At 68.7% G+C, this 20,860-nt stretch carries 18 protein-coding genes and 1 pseudogene; 5 read left to right on the forward strand and 14 right to left on the reverse strand.

Translation table 11 applies throughout. From position 1 onward, the window contains the following. Positions 1 to 53 precede the first annotated feature (53 nt). Together AC1DMS_RS00945 and AC1DMS_RS00950 are read right to left on the reverse strand one after the other, a co-directional pair. Positions 54 to 707: pseudogene (locus tag AC1DMS_RS00945) on the reverse strand (nucleotidyl transferase AbiEii/AbiGii toxin family protein); the annotation flags it as partial. Further along, the gene (locus AC1DMS_RS00950; protein WP_478180615.1) at positions 704 to 1,321 is read right to left on the reverse strand and encodes a type IV toxin-antitoxin system AbiEi family antitoxin domain-containing protein; all 618 of its coding nucleotides are present in this window, start codon (positions 1,319 to 1,321) and stop codon (positions 704 to 706) included. The pseudogene AC1DMS_RS00945 and the gene AC1DMS_RS00950, both read right to left, overlap by 4 nt. Positions 1,322 to 1,443: 122 nt before the next feature. Between AC1DMS_RS00950 and AC1DMS_RS00955 the strand changes: the two genes are divergently transcribed. Continuing rightward, entirely contained in the window at positions 1,444 to 2,592 is a 1,149-nt protein-coding gene (locus AC1DMS_RS00955) for a hypothetical protein (protein ID WP_478180616.1), read from the forward strand. Between the two features lie 392 nt (positions 2,593 to 2,984). On the opposite strand, the gene AC1DMS_RS00960 is transcribed toward AC1DMS_RS00955, so the two are convergent. Then, entirely contained in the window at positions 2,985 to 3,743 is a 759-nt protein-coding gene (locus AC1DMS_RS00960; RefSeq protein WP_478180617.1) for a hypothetical protein, read from the reverse strand. 57 nt (positions 3,744 to 3,800) lie between these two features. Beyond that, positions 3,801 to 5,246 (reverse strand): MocR-like pyridoxine biosynthesis transcription factor PdxR, encoded by a 1,446-nt coding sequence (pdxR, locus tag AC1DMS_RS00965; protein ID WP_478180618.1) that lies wholly within the window; start codon positions 5,244 to 5,246, stop codon positions 3,801 to 3,803. Between the two features lie 87 nt (positions 5,247 to 5,333). Between pdxR and AC1DMS_RS00970 the strand changes: the two genes are divergently transcribed. Next, positions 5,334 to 6,083: an NAD-dependent epimerase/dehydratase family protein gene (locus AC1DMS_RS00970; protein WP_478180619.1), complete on the forward strand. Its 750-nt coding sequence runs from the start codon at positions 5,334 to 5,336 to the stop codon at positions 6,081 to 6,083. Further along, the gene (locus AC1DMS_RS00975; RefSeq protein ID WP_062364959.1) at positions 6,080 to 6,619 is read left to right on the forward strand and encodes a cupin domain-containing protein; all 540 of its coding nucleotides are present in this window, start codon (positions 6,080 to 6,082) and stop codon (positions 6,617 to 6,619) included. The genes AC1DMS_RS00970 and AC1DMS_RS00975 overlap by 4 nt, the downstream gene beginning before the upstream one ends. 28 nt (positions 6,620 to 6,647) lie before the next feature. On the opposite strand, the gene AC1DMS_RS00980 is transcribed toward AC1DMS_RS00975, so the two are convergent. From AC1DMS_RS00980 to AC1DMS_RS01025, 10 genes are all read right to left on the reverse strand, one after another. Beyond that, positions 6,648 to 7,088 carry an NUDIX hydrolase gene (locus tag AC1DMS_RS00980; protein WP_015865694.1) on the reverse strand — a complete coding sequence of 147 codons (441 nt, stop codon included), beginning with the start codon at positions 7,086 to 7,088 and terminating at the stop codon, positions 6,648 to 6,650. Positions 7,089 to 7,146: 58 nt separating this feature from the next. Then, positions 7,147 to 8,151, reverse strand: coding sequence for a MerR family transcriptional regulator (locus AC1DMS_RS00985; RefSeq protein ID WP_015865693.1), 1,005 nt, complete (start codon positions 8,149 to 8,151; stop codon positions 7,147 to 7,149). An 89-nt stretch (positions 8,152 to 8,240) separates the two neighbouring features. Then, a complete protein-coding gene (locus AC1DMS_RS00990; protein ID WP_015865692.1) occupies positions 8,241 to 9,719 on the reverse strand; it encodes an NAD-dependent succinate-semialdehyde dehydrogenase in 1,479 nt (492 codons plus the stop codon). 30 nt (positions 9,720 to 9,749) lie between these two features. Beyond that, positions 9,750 to 10,838, reverse strand: coding sequence for a tartrate dehydrogenase (locus AC1DMS_RS00995; protein ID WP_015865691.1), 1,089 nt, complete (start codon positions 10,836 to 10,838; stop codon positions 9,750 to 9,752). Continuing rightward, the gene (locus AC1DMS_RS01000) at positions 10,835 to 12,487 is read right to left on the reverse strand and encodes an ABC transporter ATP-binding protein (protein WP_015865690.1); all 1,653 of its coding nucleotides are present in this window, start codon (positions 12,485 to 12,487) and stop codon (positions 10,835 to 10,837) included. The genes AC1DMS_RS00995 and AC1DMS_RS01000 overlap by 4 nt, the downstream gene beginning before the upstream one ends. Continuing rightward, entirely contained in the window at positions 12,487 to 13,392 is a 906-nt protein-coding gene (locus tag AC1DMS_RS01005) for an ABC transporter permease (RefSeq protein WP_015865689.1), read from the reverse strand. The genes AC1DMS_RS01000 and AC1DMS_RS01005 overlap by 1 nt, the downstream gene beginning before the upstream one ends. Positions 13,393 to 13,402: 10 nt before the next feature. Further along, complete coding sequence (locus AC1DMS_RS01010; RefSeq protein WP_015865688.1) at positions 13,403 to 14,359, reverse strand: ABC transporter permease; 957 nt, start codon at positions 14,357 to 14,359, stop codon at positions 13,403 to 13,405. Between the two features lie 158 nt (positions 14,360 to 14,517). Beyond that, positions 14,518 to 16,140, reverse strand: a complete 1,623-nt coding sequence (locus tag AC1DMS_RS01015; RefSeq protein WP_478180620.1) for an ABC transporter substrate-binding protein — start codon at positions 16,138 to 16,140, stop codon at positions 14,518 to 14,520. 85 nt (positions 16,141 to 16,225) lie between these two features. Then, complete coding sequence (locus AC1DMS_RS01020) at positions 16,226 to 17,518, reverse strand: NAD(P)/FAD-dependent oxidoreductase (RefSeq protein ID WP_015865686.1); 1,293 nt, start codon at positions 17,516 to 17,518, stop codon at positions 16,226 to 16,228. Positions 17,519 to 17,550: 32 nt separating this feature from the next. Further along, positions 17,551 to 18,216: a haloacid dehalogenase type II gene (locus AC1DMS_RS01025; RefSeq protein ID WP_015865685.1), complete on the reverse strand. Its 666-nt coding sequence runs from the start codon at positions 18,214 to 18,216 to the stop codon at positions 17,551 to 17,553. A 501-nt stretch (positions 18,217 to 18,717) separates the two neighbouring features. Here AC1DMS_RS01025 and AC1DMS_RS01030 point away from each other — a divergent pair. Beyond that, positions 18,718 to 19,596, forward strand: coding sequence for a GNAT family N-acetyltransferase (locus AC1DMS_RS01030; RefSeq protein WP_015865684.1), 879 nt, complete (start codon positions 18,718 to 18,720; stop codon positions 19,594 to 19,596). A 304-nt stretch (positions 19,597 to 19,900) separates the two neighbouring features. Beyond that, positions 19,901 to 20,833, forward strand: coding sequence for a 2-hydroxyacid dehydrogenase (locus tag AC1DMS_RS01035; RefSeq protein ID WP_015865683.1), 933 nt, complete (start codon positions 19,901 to 19,903; stop codon positions 20,831 to 20,833). Positions 20,834 to 20,860: the final 27 nt, after the last annotated feature.

The raw sequence follows: 20,860 nt of genomic DNA on the forward strand, positions 1-20,860 counted from the left end.
AGCGGGCCGGTTCTTCAGGCAGTTCCGAGCTTCTGGAATTCGCCGCGCAACAGCGCGATCGCGCGGCGCAGTTCGGCGGCTTCCAGCGCACCCTCGGTGAGCAGCACCCAGAGATCGAAGTAGTCCTTCATGCGGGTATTGGCCATGCCCAGCAGGCACACCGCATGAAACTTCTCGGCGACCACCGTGTATTTCGGATAGGCGCGCAGTTGCGGCGCGGACAGGTCTTCGAGCAGCACCGGGTAGCTCACCGGTTCGGGTGCCGGCGTGACCGCATCGCCAAAGCCGATATCCACTTGCAGCGCGAGGCGCGCGCCGTCCAACTTCGCAAGCAAGTCGATCCGTACGCCGCCGTAGCCCGCCTCCTTGCGGATCACCGAGCCCCTGACCGAGGCTGCGTCGAACGCGATGCCGTCGTCCACTTCGATCTGGCAGATCTCGCGGAAAGCCGATACCGCGGTGTCGACGTCATCCGGACCAAAGCCCAGCAGATCTGCGTCGCGCGTCGGCCGATGCGGCTGGTCGTACCACAGCGAAAACAGCAGCGCACCCTTGAGCAGGTAGTTGGCTGCATGCGGCGACACCGAGAGCCGGTACAACAGCCGCTCCAGCCCGTAGCGGGTGAGCGTCAGGTTGAAGTCCTGTCTCGTGGCATCGGCTCGCTGCTTCAAGCGGGCGCGGACGGACGCTGCGAGATTGCGGCTCATGCAATGACGCTTTCCAGGTAGGGCCGCATGACATTGGCCACGCGATTCACCGTTGCGTAGTGCCAGAGCGCATCCATCGACAGCTTGCGCTGCGACCAGCCATCTCGCAGCGCTTCCAGTGCCACGTCCAGGCCGATCTTGTTGCGGTACTTGAAGCAGTCGGCCACCGTCTTGGCGGCATTGAATACCGGCACTTGCACGCCGTCGATGTCGACGAGATCGACGCCTTCAGTCAGAGCCGCCCCCGACATGCGCACCACGCGAAGCGCGGGCTGGTCCAGCCGCGGCGTGGGCGAGTGATGGGGAATCGCCATCCAGACCTCGAACGGCGCCTGGGTGCCAATGCCGTGGACGCGCAGCGCCGACAGCAGGCACACCACGCCTCGCGGCACCCGCAGCGCCGCTTCGGCCAGCGACCGGTGCTCGCTGAGCGCGCGTCCCGGAAGGCTATAGACGCCGCGGGCAACGCGTTCGAGCCTGCCGGCAGCCACGAGCCGGCTGAGAACCACCGTCGGCAGGCCGTGCGTTGCAAGATCTCGCGCGCGCAGCAGTGGCTGACGCTCGGCGAGTGCCAGCGCGGCTTGTTCCAGGGTGGGATCGGAGTGCAGTGTCACCGTGCTAGTTTGTTGCAATTACTAGTCAATTGTCAATAAATGACTAAATATTGCACCGCGAGGGCGTGAGCACGTACTCGGTCTCGGTAGCGAAGGCGGTGCGAGGCTGGTAGAAGCACGGCATGACCGTCTCGCTCGCGGCCTCCCTCATCGAACTCGCACTCGGATCGGAACTCGGGGCGTCCGGCGATGCCGGGCGCAACCGTTGCACGCTCGAGGGCGTGACGTGGCAATCCATGCCGGACGGCGCCGTCGAGCTCCGGGTCCGGCGGTTCGAGGCGATGGCGCTGCGGCTTGCGTCGGATCCGTTCGTCCTTGAAATCGGCCGCATCGACGTGCGCGAGCTGGTGGCCCGGCTGCGCACCGAGGCCGGCGTGCCGCGGCTGGTGTCCGTCCAGGCGGACAAGGCCGAGTGCTCGGGATTGAAGCTGCATGGCCCGTTGGTGCTGCCGCCGCAGATCCAGAAGATCCGCGAGGCGAGCCAAGGCGTGGACGCGTCGGCGGCAACACCCACCGTGGCCGGCCAGGCTGCCGCCGATGCGTGGCGCCTTGCGCCGCTCAACGAGGCCGAAGGCACCATCCGCGGCCAGATCACCGACGCGCACCTGCTGTTCGATGCCGATGTCACGGTGCCCATTCGCCACGGCCAGATCGACTTCAACGATGCGACGGTTGAACATGTCGGGCCCGACTCGCGCATGGGCGTGAGCCGGATGGGCATCTACGTCGATGCGCCCAACGGTCGCAGCTACCTGTACCAGTTCGCCGCGGCGCCGCTCGCGGGCGTGGTGTTCGAGCACCGCGGTACCTTGCTGGGCCCCTGGGTTTCCGAGCGCGGCAAGTTGCAACTGCAGGCCTTTGCCGAATCGATGCTGCGCCAGGGCCGGCGCGGACCCGGCCAGGGCCTGACGCAACAGGCGCGCCTGCTGCTGGGCCGCACATCGCTGTCGGGCGAGCTGCGGCTTGGCGAGGGGCTCGTCGCGGTGCCGGGCCTGCAAGTGCATCTGGAAGGGCGCCATGCGATCGGGGTGCATTCCCAGTCCGTCGGCCGCGGCCTCAAGGTGGAGATGGCTTCACTCGCGGCCCGCGATGCCGCGGCGGCCTGGAAGGGTGCGCAGATGGGCTTCGATCGGGCGACGGCGAAGCTGGCGATCGAGATCCTGGTCGAAGGTCCGGCGATGCGTTTCGCGCTTCATGTCGAGAACGGCACCGCCGAGGGGCTGCGGGTCGATCTTCAGCGCAGAGGGCCGGACGGCGGCGAAGGGACCTGAGGCAAGCGCACCTCGCTGAAGCGCATCCAGGCGAAGGTCGCCCTCGGCACTTGGGCGCGCATCAGGGGCGAAGCCGTTGAGGCGCCAGAACGCTCGCAGGATCAGAGCCTCCACCAGCCACCATTGACCGGCCAGCAGGCCGAGGGCTGTTGCTGCGACCGGCCAAGCCCTGAGGCCAGTCTGCAGGAGAAGTCTCGCCGCGAACACGGCGCTCAGGCCAGCCAGCAGCCACAGGAGCGCGTAGTACCACTCGCTCGCGGAAAGGGTCCTGTAGACCAGGAAAGCGAGGGCGGATACACAGGCAAAAGGAATCCAGGGACTGGCTTGCCGCAGGTTCATGCGTCAAGCCTGAGACCGAGCCGGGACCATCGAGGCATGCGGGAGTCCAGATCCTATTTCACGCCATTGCTCAATGCCTGAGCGGCGCTGCGCGAAAGCGACCGCAGGTGCGCATCGATCGAGGCAGCCACAGGCGCGAACTCTGCATTGCTCAGCCGCTTGAAATCGCGGGGCTCGGGAAACTTGTCGAGTTGCCGGACACGGCGCGCCTGCAGGGTCTTCATCGGCTCGTAGGCCATGAGGTCCATCGGAGGATCCATGACAAAGACCTTTGCCTCGATGGCCGGCACGGCGAAGTATCTCGTCATGCCCAACATGCTGCGCGTGAAAAGACCCGAGTTCGCCATGTAGCTTTCGGCGCAGGGGCCACCGGTGCATTCGAGCCGCGCGAGCGTTCGTTTCCCTTCGACCAGGACGACTGCCGAGATCTGCTCTTCCCGGAGCTTTCGGGCCGCCCATTCCTGCTTTGGATTCGCGCTCCATCGGTCGTCGGATGAAACGGCCAAGGCATCGATGGTGCTCGTTGCAAAGCTCGAGAGCCGCACGACCTGGAAGCCCTCCTTCTCCAGGTCTGACGCGACGATCTCGTAGGCCCTGGCGGTGGGCGTCCAGGGAAACTGATAGTTCGTGGAGAAGTTGTTGAAGACGGTGGTACCCACGTGCAGGTGCTGCGCCGGCGAAGGCATGTAGACCAGCACCCCGACCTTGGCGCCTTTCGCCAGCTTGCCTGTATGGGGCGGAACCGGTGGCGCCGTGGCAGCGCATCCGGACAGGACGATCGCAATGACAAAGGCAAGCAGTCGGCTGCGCATGGTTCTCTTCTCCTCTTTATGTATGGCTGGCACGGTGGATTGTGCCCGTGCACGGTCTCAGGGCTCGCGGCCCAAGGCCTTGTGCAGCTTCGCCGCGAGCTGCTGCGCATGCAGCGCCGAGCCAACATTGGTGAAGCCCATCAACAGCCCCTCGTCCCGGAAACTTGCCGTGCCCCGCGCGGACAGCGGCTGGCAGTTCAGTCCGGCGCGTTGCGCCCGGCGTGCCAGTTCCGCGTCGCTCTCGCGCCGCCGGTCGAAGCGCGCGATCAGGTGCATGCCGCCGGCCTGCAGGTCGATGCGCACTTCGTCGCCGAAGGCCTTCTGCAGCGCGGCCGCGAGCATGTGGCGGCGACGCGCATAGAGCAGCCGCATCTTCTTCAAGTGGCGCGAGAAATGGCCTTCGCGCATGAAATCGGCGACCACCGCCTGCGTGAGCTGCGGGCATCCGTTGGACCCGGTCCGCGCGGCCTCGTCGAAGGCGCCGCGCAGCGCATCGGGCACCACCACGTAGCCGAGCGCCAGTCCGGGATACAGCACCTTCGAGAAGCTGCCGGCGTAGAGCACGCGGTCATGGCGGTCGAGGCTCTTGAGCGCGGGCAGCGGCAGGCCGGTGTAGCGGTATTCGCCGTCGTAGTCGTCCTCGACGATCCAGGCCTTCGCCTGCGAGGCCCAGTCGAGCAGCTGCAGCCGGCGGGCGAGCGACATCGAGACGCCGAGCGGCGCCTGGTGCGAGGGCGTGACGACGGCCATCTTCGCCTTCGCTGCCTTGCGCATGCCGCGCGCAACGACCAGGCCTTCTTCATCCACCGGCACGGGCACCGTGCGCTGGCCGGCGCTGCGCAGCACCTCCTGCGTCGGCGGATAGCCCGGGTCTTCCACCCACACGCGCTCGTCCCTTGCGAGCAGCGCGTGCGAGATGAGCGCGAGCGATGCGCGGTAGCCGCCGGTCACGAAGACCTGTGACGGATGGCATGCGACGCCGCGCGACACCCGCAGGTAGGCGGCAATGGCGATGCGCAGCGGCGGATGGCCCGAGGGGTCGCCATAGAACATGTCGGCCGCGGCCATCGCCCTGGCGCGGCGTGACACCAGGCGCGCCCAGAGCTTGCGCGGGAAGGCATCGAGCGCCGGGATGCCCAACTGCAGGGGCGGTGGCGGCGCGGGATCGGCCAGGTCGTGCTCCACGGCCCGCGCCTCGGCTTGCCGGGACGTGCGGCGCGCCGACCGCGGGGAGGGCAGCGAGGGCGAGACCACCGTGCCGGCCTGGCCCTGCGGCGAGAAATAGCCTTCGCCCGCGAGCTGGTTGTAGGCCGCCTCGATGGTGCCGCGCGCCACGCCCAGTTCGCTGGCCAGGCTGCGCGCCGAGGCCACGCGGTCGCCCGGGCGGAGCACGCCCTGCTCGATGGCCGTGCGAAAGCGCTCGTAGATCTGCCGGTGCAGCGGCGTGGACGCTGCGCGGTCGATCGCGAGGAGGGCGGCGGGCGGTTTCTTCTCCTGGATCATGGCCCATTCATTTTGACGAATCTTGGCTCTTTGGAATGGGGCATCGAAAACCTAAGCTTCGAACTGCCCATGAAAAAAGGAGATGCGATGAGCGAGAAGATATTCGTGGCGGGTGCGGCCGGGGCCATCGGCAGCGCACTCGTGCCCCTGTTGGTCGACGCGGGCTACACCGTGTACGGCAGCACGCGGCGCACCGAGCGCGCGCAGGCGCTGGAGGCGAGCGGTGCGGTGCCGGTCGTCGTCGACGTGTTCGACGCGAAGGCGCTGCGCGCGGCGCTGATGCGCATCGCACCGGCGATCGTGATCCACCAGCTCACCGACCTGCCGCGGGATCTCGATCCCAGGCGGATGGCCGATGCCGTCCATCGCAATGCGCGCGTGCGCACCGAGGGCACGCGCAACCTCGTGGCCGCCGCGGTGGCGGCCGGCAGCCGCCGGCTGGTGGCGCAGAGCATCGCCTGGGTCTATGCGCCCGGCGCCACCCCGCATGTCGAGGAAGACCCGCTCGATCTCGCGGCCGAGGGCACGCGCGGCGTCAGCGTGGGCGGCGTGGCGGCGCTGGAGCGCAGCGTGCTGGGCACGGCGGGCCTCACGGGCACGGTGCTGCGCTACGGGCAGTTCTACGGTTCCGGCACGTCGACCGCCGAGCCCAGGGGCGCGTGTCCGGTCCACGTGGAGGCCGCGGCCTGGGCAGCGGTGCTGGCGCTGCGGCATGCACGCGGCGGTGTCTTCAACATCGCCGAGGACAACCCCGAAGTCAGCAGCGAGAAGGCCAGGCGCGAGCTGGGCTGGAGTGCATCGCTGCGGCTGCGCCAGCGGCAGGGAGTGGCCTCGTGAAGGCGGGGCGGCTTCATCGCCGGCAACTCGGCGCGGGCATTGCGGCGCTCTCGCTGGTGCTGGCCGCCGGCTGGGCGCTGACGCCGCATGGCAACCGGCAGGAGGCGGCGCAGTGGTTTGCCGACGTGTGCAGCAGCGTCGCCCGGCCGATGTTCGCGTCGGCCCCGGCGCCCGCGGGCTCGGGCGCCGATGCGAGGCCCGCGACCTCGAGCAAGGTGCTCTCGTGCGAGGCGCTGCCGAACGTGCCGGGCAAGTCGGTGACCACCGTGCTCGTGGACTTTCCGCCGCTGGCCTATTCGCCGGCCCATCGGCATCCGGGCTCGGTGACCGCGATCATCCTCGAAGGCACCATCCGCTCGCAGCTCGGCGGCGGACCGGTGGGCACCTACAAGAGCGGCGAAACCTTCTTCGAGCCGCCGCGCACGCTGCATCTCTTTGCGGAGAACCCCGATCCGGTGCGCCCTGCGAAGCTGCTGGCGGTGTTCGTGGCCGACGAGAACTGCGGGCCGCTGGTGCTGCCGCCGGATGCCGATTGAGCGAAGGCCCGTCGAGATACACGCGGCCTCAGGTGTCCCTCGTCGTTCCGAAGCCGGGCAGCGTCCGAAGCACCGCCGTCATCGACTTGGCGGCAAGCACCGGTATGTCTGCGGGGTCCACCCACTTGAACTGGTCCACCTCGGGCGTCATCACGCCTGAAGCGTGATGAGGAAAGAAGCTCGTGCACTTGCACGCCGAAATATCGCAGTCGCGCGTGTGCACGAAGGCACGGAACAGGTGCAGGTCCTTGGCCGGGCGGTAAGGCATGCGCCCGAGCTCTTCCAGCGAATCCGCGGACAGCTCGATGCCCGTCTCTTCCCGAACCTCGCGGATGGCCGCTTCGCGCGCGGACTCGCCTGCTTCTGCGCCGCCCTTGGGGATGTCCCAGTGCTTCTGGCCCGTCGCGTGCGCCATGAGAAGCTGGTTTTGCTCGTTGACGATGAGCACGCCATAGGAGGTGGTTGGCATGATCGAACGATTGTCGCCATGCCGCTGCAACGCTGCAACAACGTCGCTCGAGCTGCGCTCAGGCCGCCTGCCGCCACGCGACAACCCCCGCCGTTCGCGCCCGCACTTCCGGCGACGCCAGGCAGGTGGCGACGGCCTCGTAGCCCGGCGCGCCGGGGCAGGGTGCGACCACGGTCGGCGGGCTGTGGTTCGCGGGGCACAGGATGATCGCCTCGTCCGGTCCGACGGCCGTCAGGTCGAGGATTGCGCAGGAGCGCGTGAGCATGAAGATCGGCCGCGCGTTGGGTCCGCGGCAGCGCAGCCGGGCGATCAGCGCCTCCTGGGTGGCCTGGTCCAGGCCGTGTTCGATCAGGTCCACGACCACCGCATCGGGGCCTTCGGCTTCCAGCCCGGCCAGAAGTGCAATCAGCGCATCCGATGGCGTTGCGCCGTCTTCCACGAGCCAGGCCAGCGCGTGGTCGACCCGAGGCTCGCGCGCAGCGGCGCCGCACTCCGCCTGCCGGTCCAGCCCGAGCCAGGCCGCGTTGGGCAGCACCTCGGCAATGCGCTGCGCCAGCCGGGTCTTGCCGCTGCCGAGCGGGCCGACGATGTAGTTCAGCGGCCGGATGTCCCGAAGCTCGAAGCGCTCTCCGCCCCAGGGCCATGGCAGGTCGAAGGCCAGGCGCACTTCGCCGGCGGGCGCGAGCAGGCCCGCGAGTTCGCCGATGCTCGGTGTCCGGCCTTGCGCAACATCGCTTCGCAAGTCGCGAACCTTCTCGACGGTGCGCATGAGCTGGCGAAGCTGCGCCTCCAGCGCCGCCTGGTGCGCGGCCAATGCCTGCTCCAGGCCTTCAGGGTTGCCCGCGAGCACCCGTGCCACCTGGGCCAGGCTGAAGCCGAGCGCGCGAAGCGCGACGATCTCGCCGGCGCGCGCCATCTCCGCCGGGCCGTAGGCCCGCCATCCCGCCGCGGTCCGGCCGGGCTCGACCAGGCCGCGCTGCTCGTACAGCCGCAGGGCCTTGGCCGAAACGCCGAGCTGCCGCGCGGCTTCGGAAGGGGTCAGGTGCGGGGCGGGAGATCGCATGAAGTGTTCCTTTCGATGGATCTTCCCCTTTTAAAGGGTGCCCCTGGGGCCGGGTCAAGCCGGAATGCCGAAAAGGCGCGATTGCCGCCTCAAAGCCCGCCCTGGCACAGGTACTTGGTGTGCATGTAATCGTCGAGCCCGTGCACCGAGCCTTCGCGCCCGTAGCCCGACTCCTTCACGCCGCCGAAGGGCGCGGCCTCCGCGGCCAGCGCGCCTTCGTTGATGCCGACGATGCCGGATTCGAGCGCCTCGGCCACGCGCCAGATGCGGCGCACGTCGGTCGAATAGAAGTAGGCGGCCAGGCCGAAGGGCGTGTCGTTGGCAGCCGCGATCACCTCGGCCTCGGTCTCGAAGCGCGTGACCGGCACCACCGGCCCGAAGGTCTCTTCGCAGCTGCAATCCATGCCCGCATCGGCGTTCACGAGCACGGTCGGCGCGTAGTAGTTGGGGCCGTCGCAGCGTGCGGAGCGCAGCCGTTCGCCGCCGACCACGATGCGCGCGCCGCGGGCCACGGCGTCGCGCACGTGGCGCTCGATCTTGTCGACCGCGCGTGCGTTGATCATCGGGCCGATCTGTGAGTCGGGCGCCGTCGCCGGGCCGACCTTGAGCGCGCTGACCCGCGCGGCCAGCTTGTCGACGAAGGCGTCGTGCACCCTGGCCTGCACGAACACGCGGTTCGGGCACACGCAGGTCTGGCCGCCGTTGCGGAACTTGGCGGCCATCAGACCTTCGACCGCGGCATCGACGTCGGCATCCTCGAACACGATGAACGGCGCATTGCCGCCGAGCTCGAGCGACAGCTTCTTGAGCGTGTCGGCCGAGGCGCGTGCCAGGTGCTTGCCGACCGGCGTGGAGCCGGTAAAACTGATCTTGCGCACCCGCGCATCGGCCAGCCATACGTCGACCACCTCGGGCGTGCGGTCGCGCGAAGCCGTGACGATGTTGAGCACGCCTGCGGGCACGCCGGCCTCCTGCGCGAGCCTGACGAGCGCGAGCGAGGTCAGCGGCGTGTCCTCGGCCGGCTTGCACACCACGGTGCAGCCCGCGGCCAGCGCGGGCGCGATCTTGCGCGCGATCATCGCGGCCGGAAAGTTCCACGGCGTGATCGCGGCGACCACACCGACCGGCTCCTTCAGCGCGAGCATGCGGCGGCCCGTGACGGGTGCGGGAATCACGTCGCCGTTGGCGCGCGTGGCTTCTTCGCCGAACCATTCGACGTAGCTCGCTGCATAGGCCACTTCGCCACGGCCTTCGGCCAGCGGCTTGCCCTGCTCGCGCGAGATGAGGCGGCCCAGGTCTTCCTGGTGCGCGAGCATCAGGTCGTTCCAGCGCTTGAGGATCTGCGCGCGCTGCTTGGCCGGCACGGCGCGCCAGGCGGGGAAGGCGGCATGCGCGGCATTCACCGCGGCGCGCGCGTCGGCGGCGGTGCCGTCGGGCACGCTCGCAAAGACGCCATCGGTGGCGGGGTCGGTCACGTCGAGGCGGCGGCCGTCGCTGGCTTCGCGCCATTCGGCGCCGATGAGGTGCTGGCCGGGCAGCAGGTCCTGGCGTTCAAGTGTCAGTGTCATGGTCGAAAAGGTCCTGGATGAATGGAGAGGTCAGGCAGCCGCCACGCGCTGGGCAATGGCCATGCCCACCTCGGTGGTCGAGGCCGTGCCGCCCAGGTCGCGCGTGCGCGGGCCGTCGCGCAGCACCGCTTCGATCGCGCCGAGGATCGCGTCATGCGCGGCGCGGCCCGCACCCTGGCCCTGCGTGAGGAAGTCCAGCATCAGCGCGCCCGACCAGATCATCGCGATCGGGTTCGCGATGTTCTGGCCGTAGATGTCGGGCGCCGAGCCGTGCACCGGCTCGAACAGCGATGGAAACTTGCGCTCCGGGTTGAGGTTGGCCGAGGGCGCGAGGCCGATGGTGCCGGTGGTGGCCGGACCGAGGTCGGAGAGGATGTCGCCGAACAGGTTGCTTGCCACCACCACGTCGAAGCGCGTGGGCTGCAGCACGAAGCGCGCCGACAGGATGTCGATGTGCTGCTTGTCGATGGTCACGTCCGGATGGTCGCGGGCGACGGCGTCGGCGCGGCCGTCCCACCACGGCATGCTGATCGCGATGCCGTTGCTCTTGGTGGCCACGGTGAGGTGCTTTCTCTTGCGCGATTGGGCGAGTTCGTAGGCGTACTTCAGCACGCGGTCGGTGCCGTGACGCGAGAACACCGATTCCTGGATCACGATCTCGCGCTCGGTGCCTTCGTACATCACGCCGCCGAGCGAGGTGTATTCGCCTTCGGTGTTCTCGCGCACCACCAGGTAGTCGATGTCGCCGGGCTTGCGGCCGGCCAGCGGGCAGGGCACGCCTTCGAACAGGCGCACCGGGCGCAGGTTGATGTACTGGTCGAACTCGCGGCGGAACTTCAGCAGCGATCCCCAGAGCGAGACGTGGTCGGGCACGGTCTCGGGCCAGCCGACGGCGCCGAAATAGAGCGCGTCCACGCCGCGCAGCTGTTCCTTCCAGTCGTCCGGCATCATCTGGCCGTGCTGTGCGTAGTAGCCGCAGCTGGCCCATTCGATGGTGCGGCAGTCGAGCTCGAAGCCGAAGCGCTCTGCGGCGGCCAGCACCACGCGCAGGCCCTCGGGCATCACTTCCTTGCCGATGCCGTCGCCGGCGATCAGCGCAATGCGGAATGTGGGGGTCATGCGAGTGCTTCCCTGGTTGATGGCGTGGCTGCTGCTGCTGCTGCGTGGTCCATGTCGTCGAGCCAGCCCTGGCGCAGCTCGGGCACGGAACGCGCCAGCAGTTCGTAGTAGGGATGGTGCGGCCCGCGCTCGTAGTCGGCACGCGCCACCTGCGAGAGCTTGCGGCCGTGCTGCATCACCACGATCTCGTCGCACACCGAGCGCACCGTGTGCAGGTCGTGGCTGATGAAGAGATAGGACACGCCGAGCTCGCGCCGCAGCTCGGCCATGAGGTCGAGCACCGCCGCGGCCACCACGGTGTCCAGCGCCGAGGTCACTTCGTCGCACAGGATGAGGTCGGGCTCGGCCGCCAGCGCGCGCGCCAGGTTCACGCGCTGCTTCTGCCCGCCCGAGAGCCCGCCCGGCAAGCGGTCGGCCACCGTGCGCGGCAGCTTCACGAGATCGAGCAGCTCGAAGATGCGCTGCTTGAGCGGCTCGCCGCGCAGGCCCTTGTAGAACTGCAGCGGCCGCGCCAGGATGCGCCAGATGGTCTGCGAAGGGTTGAGCGCCGTGTCGGCCATCTGGAACACGATCTGGATGCGGCGCAGCTGCTCGCGATCGCGCTGCTGCAGCGTGGGCGCGAGCGCGTGGCCGTCGAACGCGACGCTGCCATGGCAGGGCTTCAGAAGCCCGGCAACGGCCCGTGCCAGCGTGGTCTTGCCCGAGCCCGATTCGCCGATCACGCCAATGGCCTGGCCGCGGTAGAGCTTCAGGTTGATGTCCTCCAGGATGATCTTGGCCGGCTGGCCCTTGGCGTCCACCGCGCCGTAGCCGCATGAAAGCTGGTCCACGTGAAGCAGAAGCGCGGAATCGCCCGAGGCCTGTCCGGAGGCGCGCACCGCGGGCCGCGCGGCCGCGAGCAGGCACTTGGTGTAGTCGTCGGCCGGGGCGGCAAGGATCTGCCCGGTGGCGTTGAGCTCGCTCATCCGGCCATTGCGAAGCACCAGGATGTGGTCGGCCATTTGCGCGACCACGGCCAGGTCGTGGCTCACGTACACGGCGGTGGCGCGGCGCTCGCGCACCACGCGGCGGAAGGCGCGCAGCACCTCGATCTGCGTGGTCACGTCGAGCGCGGTGGTCGGCTCGTCGAGGATCACGAGCTCGGGATCGCCGATCAGCGCCATGGCCGCCATCAGCCGCTGCAGCTGGCCGCCAGAGACCTGGTGCGGATAGCGCGCGCCGATGTTCTCCGGGTCGGGCAGCGCCAGCTCGCGGAACAGCTGCACCGCCTTGGCCTCGGCCTCGGCCCGCTTGCACAGGCCGTGGATGACGGTGGGCTCGACCACCTGGTCCATGATCGTGCGCGAAGGATTGAAGGAGGCGGCCGCGCTCTGCGCGATGTAGGAAACCGTGCGGCCGCGCAGCCCGCGCTGCCGCGCCGCATCGAGTGCCAGCACGTCGGTGTCGCCGATCTGCACCCGGCCGGCCGAGATGCGGCAGCCGCTGCGTGCATAGCCCATCAGCGCGAGCGCGGTGGTGGTCTTGCCCGAGCCCGATTCACCGATCAGTGCCAGCACTTCGCCGGGCTGCACCGAGAAGCTCAGGTTGTCGACCAGCGTGTTCGCGCCGGCCACGATGCTGAGGCCCTGGACAGTGAGTGGTGCGCCCATCAGCGTGCTCCTCGTTCCCGGGCCGCACGGCCGGGCAGGTTGTCGATGACGAGATTGACCGCAATGGTCAGGCTCGCAATGGCCAGCGCCGGCACGATCACCGAGGCGCCGCCCATGGCGAGCGCACCGATGTTCTCGCGCACCAGCGAGCCCCAGTCGGCCGCCGGCGGCTGGATGCCCAGGCCCAGGAAGCTCAGGCTCGCCAGCAGCAGCACGACGTAGACGAAGCGCAGGCCCAGGTCGGCCAGCATCGGGCCCAGGATGTTGGGCAGGATCTCGCGCAGCATGATGTAGAGCGTGCCTTCGCCGCGCGTGCGCGCCACGGTCACGTAGTCGAGCGCGTTGATGTTGACGGCCAGCGAGCGCGCCATGCGGTAGGCGCCCGGCACGTAGATGATGGCCGCCGTGACCACCAGCATCGGCACCGAGGAGCCGAAGCCCGCCACCATGATGAGGGCGAACATCTTGCTCGGGATGGCCGTGAGCGTGTCCAGGCCGCGGCTCAGCACCGCGTCGATCCAGCGGCCGCTGGCGGCGGCCAGCAGCGCCAGCACGGTGCCGGTGCCGCTGGCCAGCAGCGTGGCCAGCAACGCAACGCCAATCGTGTAGCGCGCCCCTTCGATGATCAGCGCCAGCATGTCGCGGCCGAGGTAGTCGGTGCCCAGCCAGTGCGCCGCGCTCATCGGCTCGAAGACGTTCGAGGTGCCCATGGCTGCCGCGCTGTGCGACAGCAGCCAGGGTCCGAGCAGCGCCGCGAGCAGCCAGAACAGCAGCACCGCGAGGCCCAGCAGGCCGGAGGCGCCAAAGCCGGCGAGCCAGCGCAGCGGACCGGCCCGGCGCTCTTGCGGCACCGGCGCCAGCAAGGCCGTGGTGCTCGCGACCGTTGAAGTGGTGGAGGTTTCCATGGCGCTTCCTTCAGCGGTGCCGCAGCCGCGGGTTGGCAAGAATGCCGAAGATGTCGGCCGTCGTCACCAGGATCAGGTAGGCGCAGCAGAAGATCATGGCGCAGGTCTGCACCAGCGGCATGTCGCGCTGCGACACGCCGTCGACCATCAGCTTGGCGATGCCCGGGTAGTTGAAGATGGTCTCGACGATGATCACGCCGCCCAGCAGGTACGACAGGCTCAGCGCCACCGCGTTGGCGATCGGCCCCACCGCATTGGGCAGCGCGTGCGCCAGCACCATGCGCATCGGCGAGGCGCCCTTGAGCCGCACCATCTCGATGTAGGGCGCCTCGAGCTGGTCGATCACCGCGGCGCGCGTCATGCGCATCATCTGCGCGACGATCACGCAGCACAGCACCAGCACCGGCATGGCGAAGGCGCGCAGCAGCTGGCCCAGTGACTCGATGTCGTTGACGAAGGAGAGCGCCGGCAGCCAGTGCAGCTGCACCGCGAACACCAGCACCGCCAGCGTCGCCACCAGGAACTCCGGCACCGACACCACGCCCACCGCCGCCGTCGAGGCCGCGCGGTCGAACCACGAGCCGCGCCACACGGCCGAGGCGATGCCCAGCGCCAGCGCGATCGGCACCGAGAACAGGGCCGTGACCGCGGCCAGCAGCAGCGAGTTGGGCAGGCGGCTCGCCACCAGCTCGGACACCGGCATCTGCGTGGTCGCAGAGCGGCCGAGGTCGCCCTTCGCCATGCCGAGCAGCCACTTGGCATAGCGCGCGGGCGCCGGCACGTCCAGGCCCATCTGCGCGCGCAGCGCGGCCACCGCCTCGGGCGTGGCGTCCTGGCCGAGCTGCTCCTGCGCGGCGTCGCCGGGCAGCACCGCAGTGATCGAGAACACGACCACCGAGACCGCCAGCAGCGACACGAGCGCCAGCGCGATGCGCTGGCCGAGGAGTTTGAGAATGACGTGATTCATATCAGTGACTTCCCTGCGTTATGCGCTTCACGCCCACCGCGGCCGGCGAAGCCAGGCCCGTTCGGGGAACACCGCGGAACCGGCTTTGCCGGGCCGCTGGTGTTGCCCCCGGTGAGGGGGTTGGCGGCTACACGAAGTGAGCAAGACTGGGGGAGAGCTCATGTTTCTAGCCAGACGTTCTCGGCGAAGTTGTAGCCCATGAGGCCACCCAGCGGAATGGGCGACAGGCCCTTGAGCTTGGAGCTGTGGCCGTCGAGGCTCGAGAGGAACAGCGGAATGCCGATGCCTGCGTCCTGGTGGATCATGGTCTGCATGTCGGCATACATCTGCTTGCGCTTGGCCAGGTCGGTCTCGGCGCGCGAGGCCACGAGCAGCTGGTCGAACTTCTCGCTCTTCCAGCGCGACTCGTTCCATGCCGCACCCGACTGGAAGAACTGCGTCAGCAGCACGTCGGCGCTCGGGCGCGGATTGACGTTGCCGAAGCCGACGTGGCTGTTGAGCCAGTGGTTCGACCAGTAGCCGTCGGCCGGCATGCGCTTGATGTCCAGCTCCAGCCCCGCGCGCTGCGCCGTCTGCTGCAGCAGCAGGGACATCTCCACCGAATAGAGCGCCGCGGGCGAGGCCACCATCGGCACCTTGCCCGTGATGCCGGACTTCTGCAGGTGGAACTTCGCCTTGTCCAGGTCGAAGGCGCGCTGCGGCAGGCCGGCAAAGTAGAAGCGGTTGGTCGGGTCGACGGGCTGGTCGTTGGCCACCACCGCGTAATCGAGCGCAATGGTCTTCTTCATCTGCTCGCGGTCGAACAGGTGCTTCATGGCGAGCACGAAGTCGGGGTTGGCGCCGGGGCCCACGTCCTTGCGCATGATGAGGTCGGAGTACTGGCCCGACTGCGTCACGAAGATGCCGAAGCCGGGCGTTCCCTTCACGCGCTCCACCGAGCGCGGATTGACCGAGCCGACCAGGTCCATGCCGCCCGAGAGCAGCGCGTTGACGCGCGCGCTCTCGTCGCCGATGCCCACGAACTCGATCTCGTCGAGGTAGGGCTTGCCCGGCTTCCAGTAGGCCTCGTTGCGCACCATCAGCGAGCGCACGCCGGGCTTGAACTCCTTGAGCTTGTAGGGGCCGGTGCCGATGCCGGCGTTGAAGTCGGTGGTGCCTTCCTTGACGATGTGGAAGTGGAAGGTGCCCAGGATCACCGGCAGGTCGGCGTTCGGTGCGCTGAGCACGAAGGTCACTTCGTTCGGGCCGGTGGCCTTGGCGCTCTCGATCTGGTCGGCCAGGATCTTGGCCTTGGAGGCGGTGGCCGGGTCCTTGTGGCGCATCACCGAGAACACCACGTCGGCCGGCGCAAGCGCCTTGCCGTCGTGGAAGGCCACGCCCTTGCGCAAGGTGAAGACCCAGGTCTTGGCGTCCTTGGTGGTGAAGGATTCGGCCAGCGCGGGCTGCGGCGTGAGACTGCCGTCGAGCGTGGTCAGGCCGTTGTAGACCATGTTGCAGCGCGAGTAGTCGGTCTGGTTCGACTGCTTGGCCGGATCGAGCGTGTCGGTGGCGGCGGCCGTGGCGCCTGCCACGCGCAGCCGGCCGCCCTTGCGCGGCGTCTGCGCATGGGCGCTCATCGCCACGCTTGCAAGGCTGCCCGCCAGGGTGGCCTGCATGCCGCCGGCCATCAGCATCGTGAGGATGTCGCGCCGCGATGCGCCGCGCTTGAGCGAATCCATCACGCGAAGGCTTTCGCCGGGACCGACGAGGTTTTCGAACCTCTTGTTGCTGCTGTCGCTCATGGTGGGGTACTCCTGTGGGGCCGGTGACTGATGAGGGTTGAAGAACAAACAAACACGGAACGAAAACGGTGCACTTGCGGGGCGCTCAGGCCAGCTTGTCCTTGAGCGAGTAGTAGAGGCCCATCGCAGGCAGGAACCAGGGCGGGCCGAAGTGGCCGGGAATGGCGGGCCAGCCGCGGTCCTGCCAGGGGTTGGCGGCGGCGTTGCCCTCCATCACGGCGGCCATGCGTTCGCCCATGTGGACCGACATCTGCGTGCCGTGGCCGCTGTAGCCCATCGCGTAGTAGAGGCCGTCGCGCTCGCCGGCGTGGGGGAGGCGGTCCTGCGTCATGTCGACCAGTCCGCCCCAGCAATAGTCGAGCCGCACGGCGCCGAGCTGCGGAAAGGTTTCAGCGAGCCCGGCGCGCAGGATCTCGCCGCTCGCGGCATCGGCCTGCGGGCTGGAGACCGAGAAGCGCGCGCGGCCGCCGAACACCAGCCGGTGGTCGGCCGTGAGCCGGAAGTAATGGTGGATGTTGGCCACCGTCGTGTAGGTGCGCCGCGCCGCGAGCAGCGCCTGCGCGCGTTCGGCGCCGAGCGGCTCTGTCACGACGATGAAGCTGCCGATCGGCACGATGCGCCGGCGCAGCCAGCCGAAGCTGCCGTAGCCGCCGTGGCGCGTGGCACCGGTGGCCAGCAGCACCTGCTGCGCAGTGACGATGCCGCCGGCGGTGTGCAGCCGGTGCGCGTGGCCCTGGCCCAGGCGCTCGATGCGATTCACGGCCGTGCCGGTGTGGATCTGCGCGCCATGGCGCTCTGCGGCCTCGGCCAGGCCGTGGGCGAAGCGGCCCATGTGCATCTGGCCGCTGCGCTTGTAGAGCAGGCCGCCGTGGAAGCGCTCGCTCTGCACCTCGCTGCGCACCTGGGCCGCATTGAGGATTTCGACGTCGGTGTCCACGCCGTCGCCGACCAGGCGCTCGGCGCTGCGTTCGAGCGCGGCCATCTGGTTGGCGCGCGTGGCGAGCTTGAGCTTGCCGTGGCGCATGAAGTCGCAGTCGATCGCCTCGTCGCGCACCAGCCGCGCCACGGTGTCGACCGCGTCGTCGTAGGCGCGGTACCAGGCGCGGGCCTTGTCGGTGCCGACCTTGGCGGCCACATCGGCATAGTCCACCGCGAGCCCGTTGTTCACGTGCCCGCCGTTGCGCCCCGACGCCTCGGCCGCCACGCGGCTGCCGGCCTCCAGCACCGCGACGCGGGCACCGCGCCTGGCCAGCGCCAGCGCCGCCGACAGGCCGGTGAAGCCGCCGCCGACGATCGCAACGTCGACCTGCGCCGGCAGTGCATGCACTGCGGGAACGAAGGCCGGCGCGGAATCGGTCCAGTAGGAGTCGAGCTTCATGGCGTGGGGCCTGTGCTGGATGAAAGAAAAGATCAGAGGCCGACGACGCCGGGCAGGCCGCCGATGTCCTGGATCTCGGTGTAGCGGTAGGCCGGGTTGCCCGGGCCGTGGCCGCGGTTGACGAACACCTTGTTGACGATGCCGATGTCGTCGGCCGACATCAGGTCGTAGCGCAGGCTGGACGACACGTGCAGCACGTCTTCCGGGTTGCAGCCGAGCGAATCGAGCATGTATTCGAAGGCCTGCAGCCGCGGCTTGTAGGCCTGGGCCTGCTGCGCGGTGTAGACGCGGTGGAAGGGCGCGCCGAGCATCGCCACGTTCTTCTGGATCTGGTCGTCCGAGGCGTTGGAGAGAATGACCAGCGGGATTTCCTTGGCCACCTTGGCCAGGCCTGCGGCCACGTCGTCATGCGGACCCCAGGTGGGCACGGCGTCGTAGTAGGCCTGGCCGTCGCTGTCGAAGTACTGGATCTTCCACTTCTTGCACAGGCGTCGCACCGCATTCTTCAGCACCACCTCGTAGGGCTGCCAGGCGCCCAGCACTTCGTCGAAGCGGTAGGCAGTGAAATCGGTGACGAACTGCGCCATCTGCTCGGGCCGGATGCGGTCGGCGAAGAGGTCGGTGGTCAGCTCCTTCATGCGGAACCGGGTGAGGGTGCCGTAGCAGTCGAAGGTCACGTACTTGGGGCGGAAGGTCATGGTCTCGAATCCTCTGTGAAGGGTGGCAAATGCGACAAACTCATTACGAAGCGATTGCAGCACGCCATTGCTCGGTGCATGTAGGGAAAAACGGCGCCTGGCGAAACGAAGCTGCGGTTTGCGGGGGCGCCGACGGCATGCCGTGCGGCGTGCCCTGCGTGCGTGCAGCCATGCACCTTGGTGCGCCGCGGCAAGGCCGAAGAGCACGCTTTTGAAGCGCAGCCTGGCGTCGGCCAACTGGCGTTCCAGGTCCGTGCCGATGGGTGTTTCGCGGATCGAAGGCTTGCATGGCGGGGATCGTGGAAAGTGGCGGTCGATCCTAGGCAGGTTGGCACAGCATTTGTGTGCGTATGCGGCCGCACCGCCGCAGCGAATTGCGAAACCGGGGTGTGCTGCAACCGAAGCTTGCAAGTTGCGAAAGAGGCCCTTTTCGCGCTGGTGCGGCGCCGCAATGTCGTCCAAGATGGATGCGCCATTCCGCCGCAACAGAGAGTTTTCCCTATGCCTGAACCCACTTCGAACGCACCCGCCATGGATGGCGTGGTGCTCAGGCCGATGACGGCCGCCGACCTTCCACAGGCGCATGCGCTCTCGGCCGAACTGCGCTGGCCGCACCGTCCCGCGGACTGGGAGCAGGTGTTCCCGCATGCCGATGGCATTGCAGTGGAGCGCGACGGCGAGATCATCGCGACCGGCCTGCGCTGGCGCTGGGGCCAGCGCCACGCCACCATCGGCCTGGTGATCGTCACGCCCGCCTGCCAGGGCCGCCGCATCGGCCATCGCCTGATGAGCGCGCTGCTCGATGGGCTCGAAGACCGCACGGTGCTTTTGCACGCCACCGCGGAAGGGCGCGGACTTTATGAGCGGCTCGGTTTTGTGCGCGCGGGCGAGGTGCGCCAGCACCAGGGCATTGCGCAGCCGGCGCCTCTGGTTGCGCTGCAGCCCGGCTGGCGCCTGCGGCCCGCGGGCCTCAACGAGCTGCCGGCGCTGCAGGCGCTCGACGCGGCCGCGCGAGGCATGCCGCGCGATGCGCTGGTCGCGGAGCTGCTGCAAAGCGCCGATGCCTGCGTGGTGCTCGACCACGACAACGAGCCGAAGGGTTTTGCGATGCTGCGGCGCTTTGGGCGCGGCCATTCGATCGGCCCGGTGGTCGCGCCCGATGCCGAGGGTGCGAAGGCATTGATCGCGCATCTTGCAGGCTTGAACGCCGGCCATTTCACGCGCATCGACATCGACTTCGACAGCGGCCTGGCCGAATGGCTCGAGAGCATCGGCCTGCTGCGCGTGGATGCGCCGACGACGATGGTGCGGGGGGAGCCGCTTGCTGTTGCATCGCAGGGGCCTTCGCTGTTTGCTCTTGTTACTCAGGCTGTTGGATAGTTTTTTTCAGGGCGCGCTCCCGCCGACGGGGTATCTTGCTCCGCGAATGTCCCCCGCCTTCGGCTCCTCCTTGATTTCGCTGCGCAAGGCACCCCATCGGCGGGAGCGTGTTCAGAGCACTGGTTGATCAGCGGTGCACAACGAGCGTGCCCCGGTGCACAGGGCATCGGGTGCTCCCCGCAGCGAAATCAAGGAGGAGGGCGAAGCCCGGGGGACATTCGCGGAGGGGAGTACCCGGTGGCCTGTGCACGCGCCCTGAGCAGAAGAACCCTGAACACAACAAGCACACCCAATACACCTCCCCATGAAGACCACCTTCCTCTACAAGTCCGACCCCGTACGCGGCCGCCAATGGGCCGAAGTGTTCGGGCAGCGCCGCCCCGACATCGACTTCCGCATCTGGCCCGACATCGGCGATCCGGCGCAGGTGCGCTTTCTCGCAGCATGGGTGCCGCCGGAAGACATCGCCGAACGCTTTCCGAATCTGCAGGTGCTGTTCTCTTCGGGCGCAGGTGTCGACCAGTTCGACTTCGCGGCGCTGCCCGCTGCATTGCCGGTGGTGCGCATGGTCGAGCCCGGCATCGTGCAGGGCATGGTCGAGTATGTGACGCATGCCGTGCTCGGCCTGCACCGCGACATGCCGCAGTACCGCCGCCAGCAGCAGGAAGGCCAATGGCAGCCGCTGCCCGTGCGGCCCGCAGGCGAGCGGCGCGTGGGTGTTCTGGGACTGGGCTCGCTCGGCCAGGCCGTGCTCGCGCAACTGGTCTCATTGGGCTTCGACTGCGCGGGCTGGAGCCGCTCGCGGCATGAGGTCGATGGCGTGCAATGCCACGCGGGTGCCGACGAGCTGCCCGCCTTTCTGGCGCGCGCCGACATCCTCGTGTGCCTGCTGCCGCTCACCGATTCGACGCGCGGCTTTCTCGATGCCAGGCTCTTCTCGATGCTGCCGATGGGCGCCGGCCTGGTGCACGTGGGCCGCGGGCCGCACCTGGTCGAACATGACTTCCTCGAAGCGCTCGTCAGCGGCCGCATCGGCGATGCGGTGCTCGACGTGACCGACCCCGAGCCGCTGCCGCCCGCGCACGCCTTCTGGCGCCATCCGCGCATCCAGCTCACGCCGCACATCGCGAGCATGACGCAGCCGCTGAGCGCCGCCGAGGCCGTGCTCGAGAACCTGCACCGCTTCGAGGCCGGCGAGCCGATGGTCGGCCTCGTGGACCGCGCCAGGGGCTACTGACGAGAAGCAAGAGAAATGGCCCGCCGC

The organism is Variovorax sp. 05T418 (genome assembly GCF_056396385.1).